The 16,766-nt window shown below is 64.9% G+C and carries 10 protein-coding genes; 6 read left to right on the forward strand and 4 right to left on the reverse strand.

Annotated features, from left to right (window positions below; all coding sequences use genetic code 11):
• Window positions 1-320: 320 nt before the first annotated feature.
• The 4 genes from recF to dnaA form a co-directional block, all read right to left on the reverse strand.
• A complete protein-coding gene (gene recF, locus QSK05_RS01130) occupies window positions 321-1,490 on the reverse strand; it encodes a DNA replication/repair protein RecF (protein WP_285592957.1) in 1,170 nt (389 codons plus the stop codon).
• A gap of 321 nt (window positions 1,491-1,811) precedes the next feature.
• Window positions 1,812-2,741: a phosphogluconate dehydrogenase (NAD(+)-dependent, decarboxylating) gene (gene gnd, locus QSK05_RS01135; RefSeq protein ID WP_231483623.1), complete on the reverse strand. Its 930-nt coding sequence runs from the start codon at window positions 2,739-2,741 to the stop codon at window positions 1,812-1,814.
• A gap of 19 nt (window positions 2,742-2,760) precedes the next feature.
• On the reverse strand, window positions 2,761-3,891 hold the full coding sequence (dnaN, locus tag QSK05_RS01140) for a DNA polymerase III subunit beta (protein ID WP_352299588.1): 1,131 nt from the start codon (window positions 3,889-3,891) through the stop codon (window positions 2,761-2,763).
• Window positions 3,892-6,864: 2,973 nt separating this feature from the next.
• Window positions 6,865-9,273: a chromosomal replication initiator protein DnaA gene (gene dnaA / locus QSK05_RS01145; RefSeq protein ID WP_285592962.1), complete on the reverse strand. Its 2,409-nt coding sequence runs from the start codon at window positions 9,271-9,273 to the stop codon at window positions 6,865-6,867.
• An 819-nt stretch (window positions 9,274-10,092) separates the two neighbouring features.
• Here dnaA and rpmH point away from each other — a divergent pair.
• The 6 genes from rpmH to rsmG all read left to right on the forward strand — a co-directional run bounded on the left by rpmH (window position 10,093) and on the right by rsmG (window position 13,909).
• Complete coding sequence (gene rpmH / locus QSK05_RS01150; RefSeq protein ID WP_052528269.1) at window positions 10,093-10,230, forward strand: 50S ribosomal protein L34; 138 nt, start codon at window positions 10,093-10,095, stop codon at window positions 10,228-10,230.
• A 21-nt stretch (window positions 10,231-10,251) separates the two neighbouring features.
• Window positions 10,252-10,662: a ribonuclease P protein component gene (gene rnpA, locus QSK05_RS01155; RefSeq protein WP_285592970.1), complete on the forward strand. Its 411-nt coding sequence runs from the start codon at window positions 10,252-10,254 to the stop codon at window positions 10,660-10,662.
• Window positions 10,655-11,143, forward strand: coding sequence for a membrane protein insertion efficiency factor YidD (gene yidD / locus QSK05_RS01160; protein WP_285592972.1), 489 nt, complete (start codon window positions 10,655-10,657; stop codon window positions 11,141-11,143). The genes rnpA and yidD overlap by 8 nt, the downstream gene beginning before the upstream one ends.
• 15 nt (window positions 11,144-11,158) lie before the next feature.
• Window positions 11,159-12,277 (forward strand): membrane protein insertase YidC, encoded by a 1,119-nt coding sequence (yidC, locus tag QSK05_RS01165; RefSeq protein ID WP_285592974.1) that lies wholly within the window; start codon window positions 11,159-11,161, stop codon window positions 12,275-12,277.
• Between the two features lie 222 nt (window positions 12,278-12,499).
• Complete coding sequence (locus tag QSK05_RS01170; RefSeq protein ID WP_285592976.1) at window positions 12,500-13,141, forward strand: Jag family protein; 642 nt, start codon at window positions 12,500-12,502, stop codon at window positions 13,139-13,141.
• Between the two features lie 6 nt (window positions 13,142-13,147).
• A complete protein-coding gene (gene rsmG / locus QSK05_RS01175) occupies window positions 13,148-13,909 on the forward strand; it encodes a 16S rRNA (guanine(527)-N(7))-methyltransferase RsmG (protein WP_285592978.1) in 762 nt (253 codons plus the stop codon).
• Window positions 13,910-16,766 lie beyond the last annotated feature (2,857 nt).

Raw genomic sequence — 16,766 nt, forward strand, 5'->3', positions numbered from 1 at the left:
GCGCTGCGCGAACCGCGTCGGCGCCACTGTCCACATCCTCCTGTGGATTTTCGTTCGCGCTTTGACCTGCGGCGACACCCGATTGACCGGTCTTCGGAGAGATGCCACCGCGACCTCTGTCCACAAACGAACGCGAATCGGAATCCACATGGTTATCCACAGTGGGAGCGGGGTTCCGAGGCAGGTCATCCCCAGATGCACCGGCGTTTCCCACAAGGTGTGGGGAAGTTGTGGATAAAGGCTGTTCTTTGTTCGTGGCCGAGTTGTTGCCGGAGCCGGTTGCGCGCCCACCCTGTGCTCTGCTCGGTCCGCCACCGGATCTACCGGACACGTGTCACCGACCCCTTCATCACGTCCACGCGTCCCCCGCTGAGGGCTTTCGGCACGTCTTCGGCCACCGCCGCCGTGACCAGTACCTGCTCGGCGCCCGACACCAGCTCGGCCAGTCGTTCCCGTCGGCCGGCGTCGAGTTCGGCGAAAACGTCGTCGAGGATCAGGACGGGCTCGGCGGACTCGTCGCCGTCGCCGCGCAGCAGTTCGTACGAGCTGAGGCGCAGGGCGAGCGCGAACGACCAGGACTCACCGTGACTGGCATATCCCTTGGCCGGCAGGCCGCCGAGGGTGAGCAACAGCTCGTCGCGGTGCGGCCCGACCAGGCTGGTGCCGCGATCGAGTTCGGCGGTGCGCTGTTCCTCCATCACCTTGAGCATGCGCTCGCGCAGGATCTCGCGGTTGGGAACGTCGTACTGCGTGGGGACGTCGGCCACCGGGCCGCCGATGTCCTCACCCAGTGTGCTGCGATACGTGAGAGTGGCCGTGCCCTGCCCGAGGCTGACCTGTTCGTAGGCTGCGGCCACCAGCGGGGTCAGCGCCCGCACCAGGTAGAGCCGGCCGAACAGTAGATCGGCACCGACGGTGGAGAGATGGGTGTTCCAGACATCGAGGGTGCTGAGGTCGGGGCGGCGGCCCGCGCGTCTCGCCTTGCCCGCCGCCTTCAGCAGGGCGTTGCGCTGGCGCAGCACCTTGTCGTAGTCGGACCGGGTGCCCGCGAAACGCGGTGCGCGCAACACCAGCAGGTCGTCCATGAACCGGCGCCGGCCGTCCGGATCGCCCTTGACGATGGCCAGGTCTTCGGGGGCGAAGAGCACGGTGCGCAGCATGCCGAGCGCATCGCGGGCCCGGGTGACCGGTGACCGGTTGATACGGGCCCGATTGCTACCACCGGGCACGATCTCGAGTTCGACCATGGCCTTGCGCTCGTCCCGCTGGATGGCGACGCGCACCACGGCCCGCTGCGTGCCGGCACGTACCAGGGGCGCGTCCGAGCTGACGCGGTGGCTGGAGTGCGATGCCACGTAACCGATCGCCTCGACCAGATTGGTCTTGCCCTGGCCGTTCGGTCCGACCAGCGCGGTCACCCCCGGCTCCAGCGGGAGCTCGGCGCTCTCGTAGGAGCGGAAATCGGCCAACGAGACATGGGTGACGTGCATCGGTGCGGATCGGTCTCCGGTCTCGGGTCAGCAGGTCGGTTCGATGCGGGTTCGTGCTGGTCTCGTTCGGAACCCGCGGTCGATCGTCCATGGTCGTCCTGATCGTCGGTCCGAGTCCAACCGATCTTTGTGGTGTGGTCGTGCAGGGGTGGTTTCCGGTCGATCGCTGCAGATGGACTGCGTCGGGGCTGCTTGTCACCTGACGGTCGGCCCGGCTTACACGGCCGAACCGCCGGTCGCCCGGATGGGCGACCGGCGGTTCGTCGGTCCGGATCAGGGATTGTGCTGGCGTGCCAAGCCCTGATCCGGCGTTCTACTTCTTCAGTTCTGGGTGGAACCGGTACCCGAGGTCGGGCCCGCGTCGGCAGCGGCCTTGGCGGTGGTGGCGTGACCACCGAACTGGTTACGCAGCGCGGCGACGGCCTTCATCGCCGGGGAGTCGTCCTGGCGGCTCGTGAACCGCGAGTACAGGGCAGCAGTCATGACCGGCGCCGGAACGGCGTTGGCGATGCACTCCTCGATCGTCCAGCGACCCTCACCGGAGTCGTTGACGTAGCCGGTGATCTGCGAGAAGCCCGGGTCTTCCTCGAGGCCCTTGACCAGGAGGTCGAGGAGCCAGGAACGGACGACGGTGCCGCGGGTCCAGGCCTTGAAGCTGCCGGTGACGTCCTTGACGATGTCCTTGGCGGCGAGCAGCTCGTAGCCCTCGGCATAGGCCTGCATCAGGCCGTACTCGATGCCGTTGTGGACCATCTTCGCGTAGTGCCCCGCACCGATCTCACCGGCGTGGACGAAGCCCTCTTCGCGCGGACCCTCGGGGCGCAGCGCGTCGAAGATCGGCATGGCGCGCTCGACGTTCTTGGCGTCACCGCCGACCATCAGGCCGTAGCCGTTCTTCAGGCCCCAGACGCCACCGGAGACGCCGCAGTCGACGTACTCGATGCCCTTCTCGGCCAGTTCCTTGGCGTGGATGATGTCGTCGCTGAAGCGCGAGTTACCACCCTCGATGACCAGGTCGCCGGGCTCGAGCAGGTTGCCCAGCTCCTCCACGGCTCCACGGGTGATCTCACCGGAGGGCACCATGACCCAGACGATGCGCGGTGCGGGCAGAGCGGCGACCAGCTCTTCGACCGAGGCGACGTCGCTGGCGTCCGGGTTCCGGTCGAAACCGGTCACCTTGATGCCGGCCTCGCTCAGGCGCTTGTACATGTTGCCGCCCATGCGGCCGAGGCCGATCATTCCGATGTGCACGGGGTGTTTCCCTTCGGGCTCAGCCCGCGATTCGCACCGGCATCAACAGGTACCGATAGCTGCTGTCGTCCGACCCTTCCGGATCGGTTTGCGGCGACAGCACCGCGGGCTTGGTGGGCTGAGTGAATGACAGGCGGACCAGGGGCGAGTTCAGTGCCCCGAGGCCGTCGAGCAGGAACTGCGGGTTGAAGGCAATAGAGAGTTCGTCACCAACTAGCGTCGACTCAACTGCCTCCGATGCCTGAGCATCTTCTCCTTGCCCGGCTTCCAGCGTGAGAAGGCCCTCCGTGAAGGTGAGTCGGACCGGAGTGTTCCGTTCCGCAACCAACGCGACACGTTTCACTGCATCTGTCAGAGCCTGCGTACCCACCAGCGCATATGTCGCCACCGTGTCGGGGAACAGGGCGCGAACCTTCGGGTAGTCGCCTTCCACCAGCAAGGAGGTGGTGCGGCGACCGCCAGCCTCGAAACCGATCATCTCGGTTGCTCCGCCGGTGGTGAGGGCGAGGGTGACATCGGCACTGGTGCCGAGGGCCTTCGCAACGTCGGAAAGGGTGCGTGCCCGGACCAGGGCGACGCTGCTCTGACCTGGGTCGCCAGGATGCCAGGGCAAAGTACGCATCGCGAGCCGATACCGGTCCGTCGCCAGCAACGTGATCTGGTCGCCCTCGATCTCGCACCGGATACCGGTGAGGATCGGGAGCGTCTCGTCCCGGCTGGCTGCGATGCTGACCTGCCCCACCGCCTGGGTGAAGATGTCGCCCGCGACCGTACCTGATGCGTCCGGCATGACCGGAAGGGTGGGGTACTCCTCCACCGGCATGGTCAGAAGCGTGAAGCGACCCGACCCACAGGTGACCGAGACCTTGGAACCGTCCGTGACCACATCGACCGGCTTGGACGGGAGCGATCGGGAGATGTCGGCGAGCAGCTTGCCGGAGACCAGCGCCGTGCCGGCGTCGATCACCTCGGCCGGAACCTCGACGCGCGCCGAGACCTCGTAGTCGAAGCTCGAAAGCCGCAGCACGCCAACCTCGTCCGCCTCGAGCAGGAGACCTGCGAGGACCGGGACCGGGGGTCGGCTGGGCAGCGCCCGCGCCGCCCAGGCAACTGCGTCCGCCAGCGCGTCGCGCTCAACCCGGAATTTCACGGGTAACCCCTCCACCACTGGCCGATGACTGTCGGACGACGCACACGCGAGCCCGGGCTGGGCGATGTGTGGTTCTTGCCCGCCGACACTACGCGAGTTGGCGAGGCGGGGGAATTCGGTCGGCGGGTCGCGGGTGGAGGTGGGGCGACTGGGGCGGGGCCTGGTGGGCCGCTCAGGGACATGGCGGACGTTCGGGTGCCCTCGGGGGCGTTCCGGGCGGACCGGGCCGCCCTGGGGGCAGCTGGGGACGGTTGAGGGCAGCTGGGGCCGTGAGGTGGGGGCCGGCGTGTGCCGCCGACGGTGGGAGTTCCACGATTCGACGCGTCGACCTCGGCTTACCGGTCGGCCGACCAGGTCCGGGTCGGAGCTGCTGATCCGCCCGAGGCGGATCCGACGGACTGCCCCGCGACGGGCTCGGCTGCACTTCGGGTTCCGGCTGTCCGGTCGATCGCGGGCAGAAGTTCTCGGTCGCGGTGATCCGGTTCAGGCGATCCCGCCCTGGCGATCCACGTGAGCACCCTCGACCGACCGACCGCTCCGGGGTGACCGCCTCCGGGGGGCTCGGGTGACCTGGCCCGTCGACGAGGTCTCGCTCATCGGCGTCGCCCCGGTCCGTCCCTCGGTCTTGGTCACGCCAGCAGCGAACAGGGGACTTCGGTCGATCCTCGGTCTGACCACACTCCGCAACGCCTCGAATGCGTTGTCAGTAAACCGTTTTGGCTTGGCCGACAGAGAGGGCCCGCGGCAGCTCCACGGCGCAGGTGGTGATCGGAAGACGCGCTTGCTGACCGGTCCCGAGAAAATCCCCGTGCAGGCAGCCGCGGTGGTCATGCCTAGAGATTGCTCAGCGTGCCCGACCCGAGCGTGCCCGACCCGAGCGACCGAGCTCCGAAGGCACCCGCTCCTGAAACCAGGCGGCTCGCAAAGCCCCGAGTTCCGCGAGGACCCGAAGATCCCGAAGTCCTGGTTCGCCGCGAGATCGACCCTGCCCGCCGGAGCCGCCTCTTCAGAGGCCTCCGTTCGTCGACGCCGGCCCTTCTTGAAGACCCGAAGCGATGGAGACCGCACGGAGGCAGAGCTCAGGTCGGTACTCAGGTCGGTGCGACCGCTTGCCGATGAGACCTTGCGGCCCGGCAAATTATTCGAACGCTTGTTCGTAGAACATACGTTCGAACATCTCAGCTTTCCCCACAACCCACAGGCCAGGCCGACCCCGCTCGATCGTCCAAGCCAAATGTTGGTGGATCATCCATTTCCTCGAGCAAACAGTTTGGTGTTTGTAGTAACGCTTGTGGATTCTGTGCATAACCCTTGTTTTTGCAGGTGACAGGCCTGGAAGCCTGTTAATAGACAGTGGATGAATTTGCCGCTTCGGTGGAGAGTCGGTGGACAAACCGAGAGACACCCACAGGGTTGTCCACGGTTATCCACCGATCGCCCCCATCTGTCCACAGGTTCTCCCCAGAAAACAGCCCTTCATCCACGGAAATATTCACGGTGCATGCTTTGGGGTTATCCACTCGAGTGCAAACAGGTTGTCCACGGGGTGTCGGCACATCCCTCCCGAGCCCGAGCGACGCTCCAAAAGATCGACGTTTTGGCCGGTCGGAGCCATGCGATCAAAAGCGCAGCCCTGTTGATAGCACCTGTGGATAAGTCGGAAACCGAACGCTCCATCCACAAAGTTGTCCCCAGGTGTGGGGACAAGCCAGACGACTGTCCACCGCTGTGGACAACGCTGCGACCCTGTGGACAACAGGCAACTCGAGGCCGCCAAAGGGCTTTCGCTGACACCACCCCGTGGCATGGCCTCTCTCCCAGTGGTTTTCCACAGTTTTCATCCCCACTCTGTGCACAGTGTGGATAGCCAACCCCCGTAACCAACTGGGCTGAGCGTCCCCTGCACCCAGCTTTTGCCCGCTGACCTGGCAAAACAAGAACAGAGGAGAACCCGCCTCTACGGGCAGGTACCTGGGGGAAAAGGTGGCTGCCTGTGGAGAACCGGTGGACACTGCAAAAACAGCCCTGCAAAAGAGCGGGAGAGAGCGATCTGAGGCACCAAAAACAGCTTTGAGTAGGCCAAGGAGCGCGTGGAGAGCACGTTCTAACGGAGGCCGCGATTTTGCTGCTTTCCAAGTATCAGGCTTGGAATCCGGTCATTTTGTGGGCTCCATGGTCCTCGCAAGACCGACGAACAAGGCCTGGGGAAAGGCAAAAAGCCTCGCCTCGTATCGGCCGGAGGAAGCATCCAGGCGCTCTTGGGGAGGCGCATCCGCAGCCGGCGAACGTTCGTGGCCACCGCGCGAGGTAAGACGTTGATGATCAGCCAGAGCCAGAGCTCTTTATACGGGCGTCGAAGTTCACCGACTCACCTGTGCCCTCGCCCGGCGCCCGATCGCCTGACGGCCCGAGTCCACCGGACGGTGCCCAGGTCGCGGTGATCACGCCGTATCGGGCCTGCTCACGACCGTCCTTGACGATCAGTGGAGTGAACTCGTCCGCACGTAGTGGTTGCCGACGTCCACCAAGATCTGGAGCTCCCGTACCCCACGCGCCGGCCCTGCCACGTACGCGGGCGGCCACTGCGCTCGCAAGGGTCCGAAGGAAGGCGGCAGGCACCTTCCTTCGGCACAGCAGGGTGCTCCTCCGGTGGCACAGCCGAAGGGACACCCCGCCATCTGCGATCGCGGGCCCGCGGCCCATACGCATCCACCTGATTCGCCGGCTGCCCTCCGCCGCCCCTCCCCAGGAGCATCGGAAAGAACTGCCCTATCAGCAATTTTGCGGCATCTGGCAAGCACACCCGGCTCGACGACGGCAGGCAGTAAGGGCCGGAGTAGTCCCCGAGCGTTGCACCCTTACCCAGGAAGAGGCACAAGGCCCGGACGAGCTGGTTGCGAGCTGTTCATCGTCCACCATTTCAAAAACAAACAGTCAGTGGACAACACCTGTGGATTATTGAGAAACCCCAGGTCAGGACATGCGTGAGGTTTGCTTGATCCGGTTCGTGAGTTCGGTGACCTGGTTGTAGGTCGACCGCCGCTCAGCCATCTGGGTGCGGATCTTGCGGTCGGCATGGATGACTGTGGTGTGATCGCGGCCGCCGAAGAGTTGCCCGATCTTGGGCAGTGACAGATCGGTCAGCTCACGACACAGATACATGGCGATCTGCCGCGCATTGCTCAGCCCACGGGAGCGCGAGGGGCCGCACAGGTCGTCGAGCGTGACGCTGAAGTACGCCGCAGTCTGGGCCATGATCGTGGCCGACGTGATCTCCGGGGTGTCGTCCGCAGGAATCAGGTCTTTCAGCACGATCTCGGCCAGCGACAGGTCCACCTGCTGACGGTTCAGGCTCGCGAACGCCGTCACCCGGATCAGAGCACCCTCGAGCTCACGGATGTTGGTCGAGATGCGTGATGCGATGTACTCCATCACATCGTCCCGAACCTCGAGGCGTTCGCCGATGGCCTTCTTCCGGAGGATCGCGATCCGCGTCTCCAGGTCGGGCGGTTGCACGTCGGTGATGAGGCCCCACTCGAAGCGCGATCGCATGCGCTCCTCGAACCCGGACAGCTGCTTCGGCGGCAGGTCGGAGGTGATCACGACCTGCTTGTTCGCATTGTGCAGGGTGTTGAAGGTGTGGAAGAACTCTTCCTGCGTCTGAACCTTGTTCTGCAGGAACTGGATGTCGTCGATCAACAACACGTCGACATCGCGGTAGCGCCGCTGGAACGTGCTCGCCTTGTCGTCACGAATGCTGTTGATGAACTCGTTGGTGAACTCCTCCGAGTTCACGTACCGCACGCGCACCCCTGAATACAGGTTCATCGCGTAATGGCCGATCGCGTGCATCAGGTGGGTCTTGCCCAGACCCGACTCCCCGTAGACGAACAACGGGTTGTAAGCCTTCGCCGGCGCCTCGGCCACGGCGACCGCCGCGGCATGGGCGAACCGGTTGCTGGCACCGATAACGAAGGTCTCGAAGGTGTACTTCGCGTTCAGCCGGGCCGGCTCGACCGTCGGCTTCTGCGCCCGATGACGTGCGGGGCGGTCTTCCGGATGCGGTTCGGAGGATGCGGCTGCGGGCAGGCCGGTAGCTTGCCCCGGATTGTGCACACCGAGCGGGTTGGGGCCGCCCTGACTTCCCGGCGCTGCGCCTTCCAAGGGCTTCGCACGGTCGAGGTTACGGATGTCGATGATCGAGTCTGAGCTCTGACCACCGCGTGAGTCACCACGGAAACCACTGTCGCTCTGCGTGTTACGGCTCGGCGTGGCATAGGGCGGGTCATGCCGGAAGCGACGGTTGGGCCCGAACGTGTCCGGGCCGTCCGGATCACCCTGATGGTGGTAGCCGAAGGTGTCACTGGACTGTTCATCGCGCTGGTCAGCGGCGTCGTTCTCCGCCGCGGAGTCCTCAGTCGGATCGGCCTCGACCCCGAACCGAGAACGAGCCGGTCGCTCGAAAGGCTGCTCGGCCTGGCCCTCGGGGCGGTCGCGCTCGAGACGGGACCCGTCGTAACGGGTGCTGCCGAAACGGTCGTCCGCCTTCTCGTCCTGACCGGTGTCCAGGTCGAAACCCAGCTGGTCCGGCTCCTGCCGGGGCGTTTCCGTCGGCTCGGTATCAAAGCGCCCCTGCTCGGGGTCGTACCGGGTCTCGCCGTCGTACCGGTTGTTCTGGCGCATCTCCCGCCGGCTCTCGAACCGGGGGCGCTCGCCGTCGTAACGGTCGTTCTCGTACCGGTCCGGCTCATGCCGAGTGCCGGGGTAGCCGCCGAACTGGCCGGGGTAATCAGGACGGTAGTCGGGCTGGGGCGGCGGGTAGTCCTGCTGCTGGTACTCGCCGCTCTGGTACCGGTCGAAGTGGCTGCGCTCGGCGCGGTCGGTGCCGTCGGGCCGCAGGTCACGGTTGTCCGGCACAGAGCGCGAGGATGCGCCCGGGTGCCAGGGACCGGAGTTGTCCAGGTGCGAGTCGACGCGGAAGTCTGCTCGCGGCTTTCCGAAGCCGGATTCCCCCGAACGAGACTTCGGGTTACGCACTTCGTAGGTGGCGTTCTCCTCGGAGTCGAACATCCGGATGCCACCGGCCGGCGTACGCACGTGCACGGGCTCCCCGCCCGCGAGGGAGGAGTCGACCGTCACGGCCAGGCGGATGGGGATGCCCAGATGCTCCGAGAGCAGCCCGGTGATCGTGTCCCGGACGCGCTGTTCCAGGATCTCCTTGGTGAGGTCGTTGGGGACCGCCAGGATGGCCGTTCCGTCGAGCAGGCCGACCGGCCGCGCGAGACGCACGAAAGCGCGCTGCTGCGGGGTGACGCCCACTGAATCGAGCGAATCGAGGGCCCGGCGCCAGACTGAGGGGAAGTCCTCGTTCGGCGTTGCCACGCCGCTCACCTCCGTTACCTGTCCGTATCCGGTCGTTCGTCCACAGCGTTGTCCACACCCTGTGTATGAACGAGAGGCCGGACCAGGTCCAGTGTGCACTCGAGCCCGGTCGAACCCACCAGGCCCCCATCGCCATCAGTGGCGGACCTGGTTTGCAAATCCGACCTACGTGTCAATGACCAGCCAGTTCGGCGTGTCATCGCAGCGGCAGAAGCACAAGAGAGGACCATAGCTCGTTGGACCGCTGCGTGGGGGTGACCATGGTCGCGCCAAGCGTCGAACGGCGTTCCGGCAAATCCACATTCGCCCGCTCCGACCTGCCAGGTTGTGGATAACTGCAGCGATGCACATCACGCCGAATTCACGTTTGCATCCACCCGTCTGATCGCCGACGGCCCCGGGCCCCGATCCGAATGGCCCCCTGCCCCCTTGAACGGCGCGTGGTGCAGTCCGGGTTCCTGGGCCCACTCCCATTGAGGACGAGGTACCTGGCGCACGTCGTCAGGGCACCTGTGTCACCCGTCGGTCACCCGTCCGTGCCGGTGATGGCTTGCTGAGGTGCCCACGACGAAGCGTTGCCCAGGGCTTTGATCGGTGCTTTGATCAAGCTCAGACGTTGTATCGAGGCCCGCCCCGCGGTGCGAGTTTGACCGGGGGCGTGTGCGCCCGTACCGTGAGAGGGCTTGACGGCGACCTCTCTTCGCATGTCCACGCAACCCTGCGTGGGCGTCCGATGGAGGTCGGTGTCAGCGGTCGCTGTGGCATTCCCGTCACCGGCCGCACCGATCGCCTCAGCACTGACTATCTGGGAGTCCCCAAGTGAGCAAGCGGACGTTTCAGCCGAACAACCGGCGCCGTTCCAAGACGCACGGTTTCCGCCTGCGTATGAGCACGCGCGCCGGCCGCGCCATCCTGGCCGCCCGCCGCCGGAAGGGTCGCGCGGAACTCTCCGCCTGATCCGGCCGTTCCGGTCTCAGGGTGCTTCCCAGCGCTCACCGAATGCGTCACGGCAGCGATTTTTCTGCTGCAGTGCGCAAAGGTCGTCGCGCCGGTCGGCCGACCCTGGTCATCCATCTGAACCGCACTGGTTCGGATCCGGCCTCGCCGGCACGAGTTGGTTTCGTCGTGTCAAAGGCGGTCGGCCCGGCAGTGGTGAGGAATCGCGTGAAGCGGCAACTGCGTCACATCACGAGAGATCGCCTGGCGGCGTTGCCGTCGGGCTCTCTCGTCGTGGTGCGCGCAAATCCAGCTGCCGCAGGCTCGTCGACCCTCGCGGACGATTTCGACAACGCACTGGCGGCGGCCCTCCGTGCTTCTTCCGGCGGTGGGCCCGAACGCAGGCGTGGTCCAGATCGTGTGTCACCGACTGCCGGGAACGACCGTGGCTGAGCAGCCGGCGGGCTCTGTCACACCCTGGTTCTTCTCCCGCGGGCTTCTGCACCGTGGTGCGGAACTGGTGGTCGGAGCAGCTCGCCGGATTCTCGGCGTACCCAGGCTTTTGATCATCGGGTTCCTGATCCTGTACCGCCTGCTGGTCTCCCCGCTCTACGGGCAGACCTGCCGTTTCTACCCCTCGTGCTCGCAGTACGCGCTCACCGCGGTCCAGCAGCATGGAGCCCTCCGGGGTTCCTGGCTGGCCGGGCGGCGCCTCCTGCGCTGCAATCCCTGGAACGCCGGTGGTGTCGACCACGTTCCACCGGTCAGGAGCAAGTCCGGGTGCGAGCCCGGCGCGCACGAGACCATGCCGATTCAGGCAGACTCGCCCGCGCCACTCGCCGCCGAGCCCGAGTCCAACGACTCAAGGGCAGACAGCCGGGTGGCTCCCACTGACCAGAACTGCGCGCCGTCCGCATCACGACGTGCCGCTTGATCCGGCGAGGAGCCGATGACGCAGATCCTGAGACCCCTCGAGTACGTCGTCGCTTGGCTGATGGTGGGGTGGCACTCCGTCTGGACCTCGATCGGCCTGCCCGAGTCATCCGGCATCACCTGGGCCTTGTCGATCGTCGGCCTGGTGGTCGTTATCCGGATCGTCCTGATCCCCCTCTTCGTGAAGCAGATCAAGGCTTCCCGAGGGCTTCAGCTGATCCAGCCCGAACTGCGCAAGATCCAGGCCAAGTACAAGGGCAAGACGGATCCTGATTCACGTCAGAAAATGACGCAGGAAACGATGGCTCTGTACAAGGACACGGGCACCAACCCGTTCGCGTCCTGCCTGCCCATCCTGCTCCAGGCACCGATCTTCTTCGCTCTGTTCCGCGTGCTGAACGGCGACTTCGCCATCGGGCCGCTGAGCATGGACCTGCGGGTGCAGCTCAACAACTCGACCCTGTTCGGGTCGAAGCTGTCGGACACCTTCCTCGGGTCCTCCGACATCAGCACCAAGATCGTCACCGTCATCCTGATCATCTTGATGTCGATAGCGACCTTCATTACGCAGCGTCAGCTGATGATGAAGAACATGCCGGCGTCCGCGCTGGACAACCCCTTCGCCCAGCAGCAGAAGATCCTTCTCTACGTGCTGCCGCTGGTCTTTGCGGTGTCCGGTGTCAACTTCCCGATCGGTGTTCTTCTCTACTGGCTCACCACCAACGTGTGGTCGATGGGCCAGCAGTTCTACGTGATCCGGCGTATGCCGGCTCCGGGTTCGCCTGCTGAGAAGGCCCTGAACGAGCGACGGGCCAAGCGCGGCAAGCCGCTGCTGGGTCTGGGCTCGGCCAAGGAAGAGCCGGTCGAGGAAGAGGCCGTGGTGGACACCGTCCAGCGCGTGCAGCCGAAGAAGCAGACCAAGGCCCAGCGTTCCAAGCAGGCCGGCGCCGTCGCCAAGACCGATGGCACCGTCACCTCCGGAATCGCTCCGGCACCTGAAGCTTCGTCCTCCGGCCACGCGCCGGTCCCGGGTTCGCCCGAGGCCGACGCGCAGAAGCAGGGCCGGAAGAAGAACCGCGGTCAGAAGGCACCGAAGACGCAGGGCCGCGCACAAGGAAATGCGACCGAAACGTAAAATGGGGGCACCTCCCGGCCCCTCCAGGGTCCCGGGAGCCTCGAGTATTCGAGCGCCGGGAACATTCGGCGCCGCGACCGGAACCCTTCCCGCACCGTGGGGCCGGGTTCCGGTCGCGAATCGTTCGTCAGACATCATGGAATTCATGTGGCCGGTCGTCGGGGGATGACCGGTGCCAGGCTTGCCGTTCGGCGAGCCGGCTGCGATGTGAGGAGACGGTTCATGGAGAGCGGCGAACAGGCCGAAGCAGTGACGGTCAAGGAGCGTCCCGTGGATGACGCGGAGCCCACGACGGCTGCCGACGACATCACCACGGAAGAGTCCTCCGAGGCCGCGGAGGACACTGCCGCGGGTGGTTCGAAGAGGTCTTCCCGCTCGAGAGCGTCCATCAAGGATCTTGAGGAAGAGGGCGACGTTGCCGCCGACTACCTCGAAGAGTTCCTCGACATCGTGGATGTCGACGGGGACATCGACATCGACGTGGAGAACGGACGCGCGTCCGTCGCAATCGTTGCGGACGGGGCGAACGACCGGGCCCTGCGCCGTTTCGTCGGCTCGAGCGGCGAGGTGCTGGAAGCTCTCCAGGAGCTGACCCGTCTCGCCGTTCAGGCCAACACCGGTGAGCGAAGCCGGCTGATGCTTGATGTCGCCGGGTACCGCGCGCAGCGCCGCGCCCAACTCACCGAGAAGGCCACCAAGGTCTGCCAGCAGGTCAAGACCAGTGGCAAGTCTGTCGCCATGGAGCCGATGAGCGCCTTCGAGCGCAAGATCGTCCACGACGTGGTGGCTGAGGCCGGCCTGACCAGCGAGTCCGAGGGCGTCGACCCGAACCGGCACGTGGTCGTTCTGCCGGCGGAGTCCTGAGACTTCGTGCCTGTCGAACCTACTGAGGAAGAGGCCGCGGCGGCCCGGACCGTGTTCGGGCCACGCCTCGACCTCGCACATGCATATGCCCAGGCTCTGGCCACGGCCGGCGTCGAGCGTGGGCTCATCGGTCCCCGTGAGGCCGAGCGGATCTGGGATCGTCATCTGCTCAACTGCGCCGTGCTCCAGGAGCTCGTGCCCGACGACGCCGAGCTCGGCGACGTGGGTAGTGGCGCGGGCCTCCCTGGCATTCCGGTGGCTATCGCCCGTCCCGATCTCACCGTTTACCTGATCGAGCCGATGCTCCGCCGCACCACGTGGTTGCGGGAGATCATCACTGAGCTGGGCCTGACCAACGTCGAGATCATCCGGGCCAAGGCTCACATCGTGGCCGAGTCGGGGCAGCACTTCGACGTCGTCACGTCACGTGCCGTCGCCGCTCTGCCCACTCTCGCCGAGTGGTCCATGCCCCTCGTTCGCAAGGACGGCCAGCTACTGGCCATCAAGGGCGACAGCGCAGAGGACGAGCTGGTCGCCGCCGGTGAGACCCTCACCGCTCTAGGGGCTGCGTCGGCCGAGGTAGTGCGCTGTGGTGAGTCCGTTTTGGGGACGCCCACCACGGCAGTGCGGATCGTCGCCGGCCGCACCGGCAAGGTTTCCAAGGCAAAGAAGAAGGTCAGCCCGGGCTCGTCGACCGGGGCCGCGAGCAAGAAGAAGACACCGTCTTCCCGCGGTACCAACCGATCTGACACAGGACGCCGACGGTAGTCAGCACTCTCAGCTCTTTGGATCAGATGGCGGCGGGCGGGTGGACCGAAAGGTTCACCCGCCCCCTTCTTGTTGAGGCTCAGCACCGGTGCTGCACGGAGTCGCCCTGCATAACGGGCCTCTAACCCTCATGTGGTTGGGTTTGTTCGGGTCGGCGCTGACTACCTGATGGGGCAGTCCTTCTAGGACGACCATCATCTCTGCGTGATTACTTAATCACCTGAAGTCACTCACTATGGCTACTTTCTGTTATCAGGATGGCAGTGACCCCTTGTCATCCACAGGCCTCCACCTCCCCTGTGTACAGACCTGTGGATAACTTCTGTGCGTTGTGAATTTTCCTAGCCTCTGGTCACCGGCACTGCCATCGTCGTGGAATCTCCTTCTGTCCCGAACGTGGTTTTGACCTGCAGCTTCACTGAGCTGGACCACCCGCGTACAACTGCCTGCGATATGTCTGCAGTGCCCTCGCCATCCCTGTACAGCGCTGTGGAAAAACTCGCGTCCACAGACCTGCGGGACGGTTTGAACAGATGTTTTGCACAAGCATCCAGCTCTATCTGCGCGGTTACGGTGCGAGAGCAGATGCCCACCTCAGTTGAGGTGTGTTGCGTCGCGGCCCGGGTTCAAGGGCGGTCTGCATGACGGGTGCGGGGGGCCTGAGCCTCCAGGAGCCACGATCGTCAACGGCCGTCACAGATGCTCAGCCTGAGGACCCCCGAGTGTCTGGCTGTCTGGCTGTCTGGCAAGGCCTTCCGATCGCTGTCGGATCTATTTCTGGGTGATCCATGTGCAGCCCCGCAGAACCCTTGAAGCTTGCCATCCGACTCAGGCATAGGCCGGCGGGTGCCAGAACCCAGCGCAGTGACCAAGAAGGTTGGCCACCTCCCCGGTTCGTGATCATGCATTCCTTCGCCGAGGAGGTGGTGCACGTCCCCGGGGAAGGCTGGGGAATTGCATGATCACGAACCGGGGAGTGCCGGCGGACATCTGTGGCTACCGCACTAGCCCTGGAAGTGGACGAGCGCTATGGCGTAGCCACTGGTCATGTCTGATCAGCCTTGGCTTGTGACGGCCGAAGGCACTCTTGAGCATGGCGACTGCGCGTGTCGCTGGTCCCCGCGTGGCTCATGTCTGTCTTGTGGACAGTGGGTTGGCGAGATGGCTTGTGGCGACGGCCTGATCTCGAGGTCTTGACTAGCCAGCCAACTTTTCTTGTCATGCGCTGGCGACCGGAGAAGGGTGGCGCCACATGCGAGACAGATCATCCTCAGATGAATCTGCTCCTACTGCGATGCCAGAGCTCTCGACCCACCGATCACACGGCGATGCTCCATAGGAAAGTGGCACGACGCCGTCTCGCGCTACAACAGCGTCAGATCCTGGCCGATGACTGGTAGGCACTTGGCCGCGCCGCTCGCACCCGAGCAAACGCAGAATCTGACCATCCTCGCCATCCGGTGACATCGGGAAGCGGACGCTCGTCAGCTGACGGACGCAGTATCGGTGGGCGTCGGCGGTGTTGATCCGGTGACACACGACGACGCTTGGTGCGCAGGGCAGCTGTTGTGCCCCGGCTGCGGTCGTCCGCTTAGCGGTCGAGAGGATTGATCGCGAACACGTCAATGCTGATCCACAGCGAAGCCTCGGGCTGTCCCCGCGTATCACCGCCGGCCTACCTCCCATATGGCTTCTGGTGTTTCCAGGCTTTTCCTGATGGTTCGATACCTCTGCGGCTCATGTCCTTTTCAGAGCCCATTAGGTGGTACGGATCTTGAGTGAACACAGAGGATCCAGGGGTCTGCAGGATAGAAGTCACCGGCTTTGATGTCCTGAACTGCGGCGCCGCGCGGGCCACCCAGGGGGCCATCTGAGACACGAGCACAGTGCTCGCGATGGTCTTGGTCCGTCGGCTAGGAACCTTCGCCAATCGCCCGCTTCACGCCTTCTTGTTCGTGATCATGCGATCCCACAATCCCTGGCCGGGAGGTGCCTCACCTGCCCTGGAAAGTGTGTCTGCTCAGGAAAACGAAGATGGTCAGCTTTGGAGGATTACTGCAATCTTCGTGGTGACCGCAATAGCCGAAGCGTGGTCGCCCTTCCCAGTCACTGGCGTGGGTGATCACGAGGGCTGGCCACCTTGCCTTCGTGATCCTGCAAATCTCCCCAGGGAAGTGGGGCACCTCTGGGTCCTCACGGGCTAGAGGATTGCATGATCGCCAATGAAGGAGGGCCGGCGAACGTTGGTGGCCACTACGGATCCGACGAGGAACTCTTGGCGTGGTTGTGTGGCCGTAGCCGGATGGCTCGAAGGGCTGACCTCTCCCGATTCCGTCTACGGCAGATCTTGCGAACAGGCCATCGCGCTGCACCGGTGGTGAAACTGATCTCTCTCCGGGCCCTACATCGGGATTTCAGTGGCCTGGCCGGTCTGGGTGGACCTTGGGGGTGGCGTTCAAAGATTTGTCTCGTCACAAACGGACCTGGAGCTTTGGACGGTGCGTCGTCGGTAGCGGTCCACCCACAGCCTCCGCTGCGTCGAGCCCTTGATATCTGAGTCCTCTAGCCCAACTGCCGTGTTTCACGTGAATCAGCGGCACCTCTGCCGTCGGCCAGCAAGTATCAGCAAACCCGGCACATGCTGCGCCTTTGAAGGACTGCCAACGGAACGCCCTGCCTGGCGGACGCTCGCCACCACGGCAGCACCCAACGGGAGAGGCAAGGGCGACACCGTGATCAAGTCTTCGCCGCCTCACGAGGGGCGTTGACGTTGCACGGCAGACCTGGACCACATGGCTAGGCGCGGAGCGGACCCGGACTCCGAGCCCAGATGGGGGAGCCTGCGTCCGTGCGTCCG

The organism is Kineosporia sp. NBRC 101731 (assembly GCF_030269305.1).
Lineage (GTDB): Bacteria > Actinomycetota > Actinomycetes > Actinomycetales > Kineosporiaceae > Kineosporia.

Excerpts from the sequence above, each read along its gene's own strand:
- recF (WP_285592957.1), bottom strand. The coding sequence starts at position 1,490 with ATGCACGTCACCCATGTCTCGTTGGCCGATTTCCGCTCCTACGAGAGC.
- yidC (WP_285592974.1), top strand. The coding sequence starts at position 11,159 with ATGACGCAGATCCTGAGACCCCTCGAGTACGTCGTCGCTTGGCTGATG.
- QSK05_RS01170 (WP_285592976.1), top strand. The coding sequence starts at position 12,500 with ATGGAGAGCGGCGAACAGGCCGAAGCAGTGACGGTCAAGGAGCGTCCC.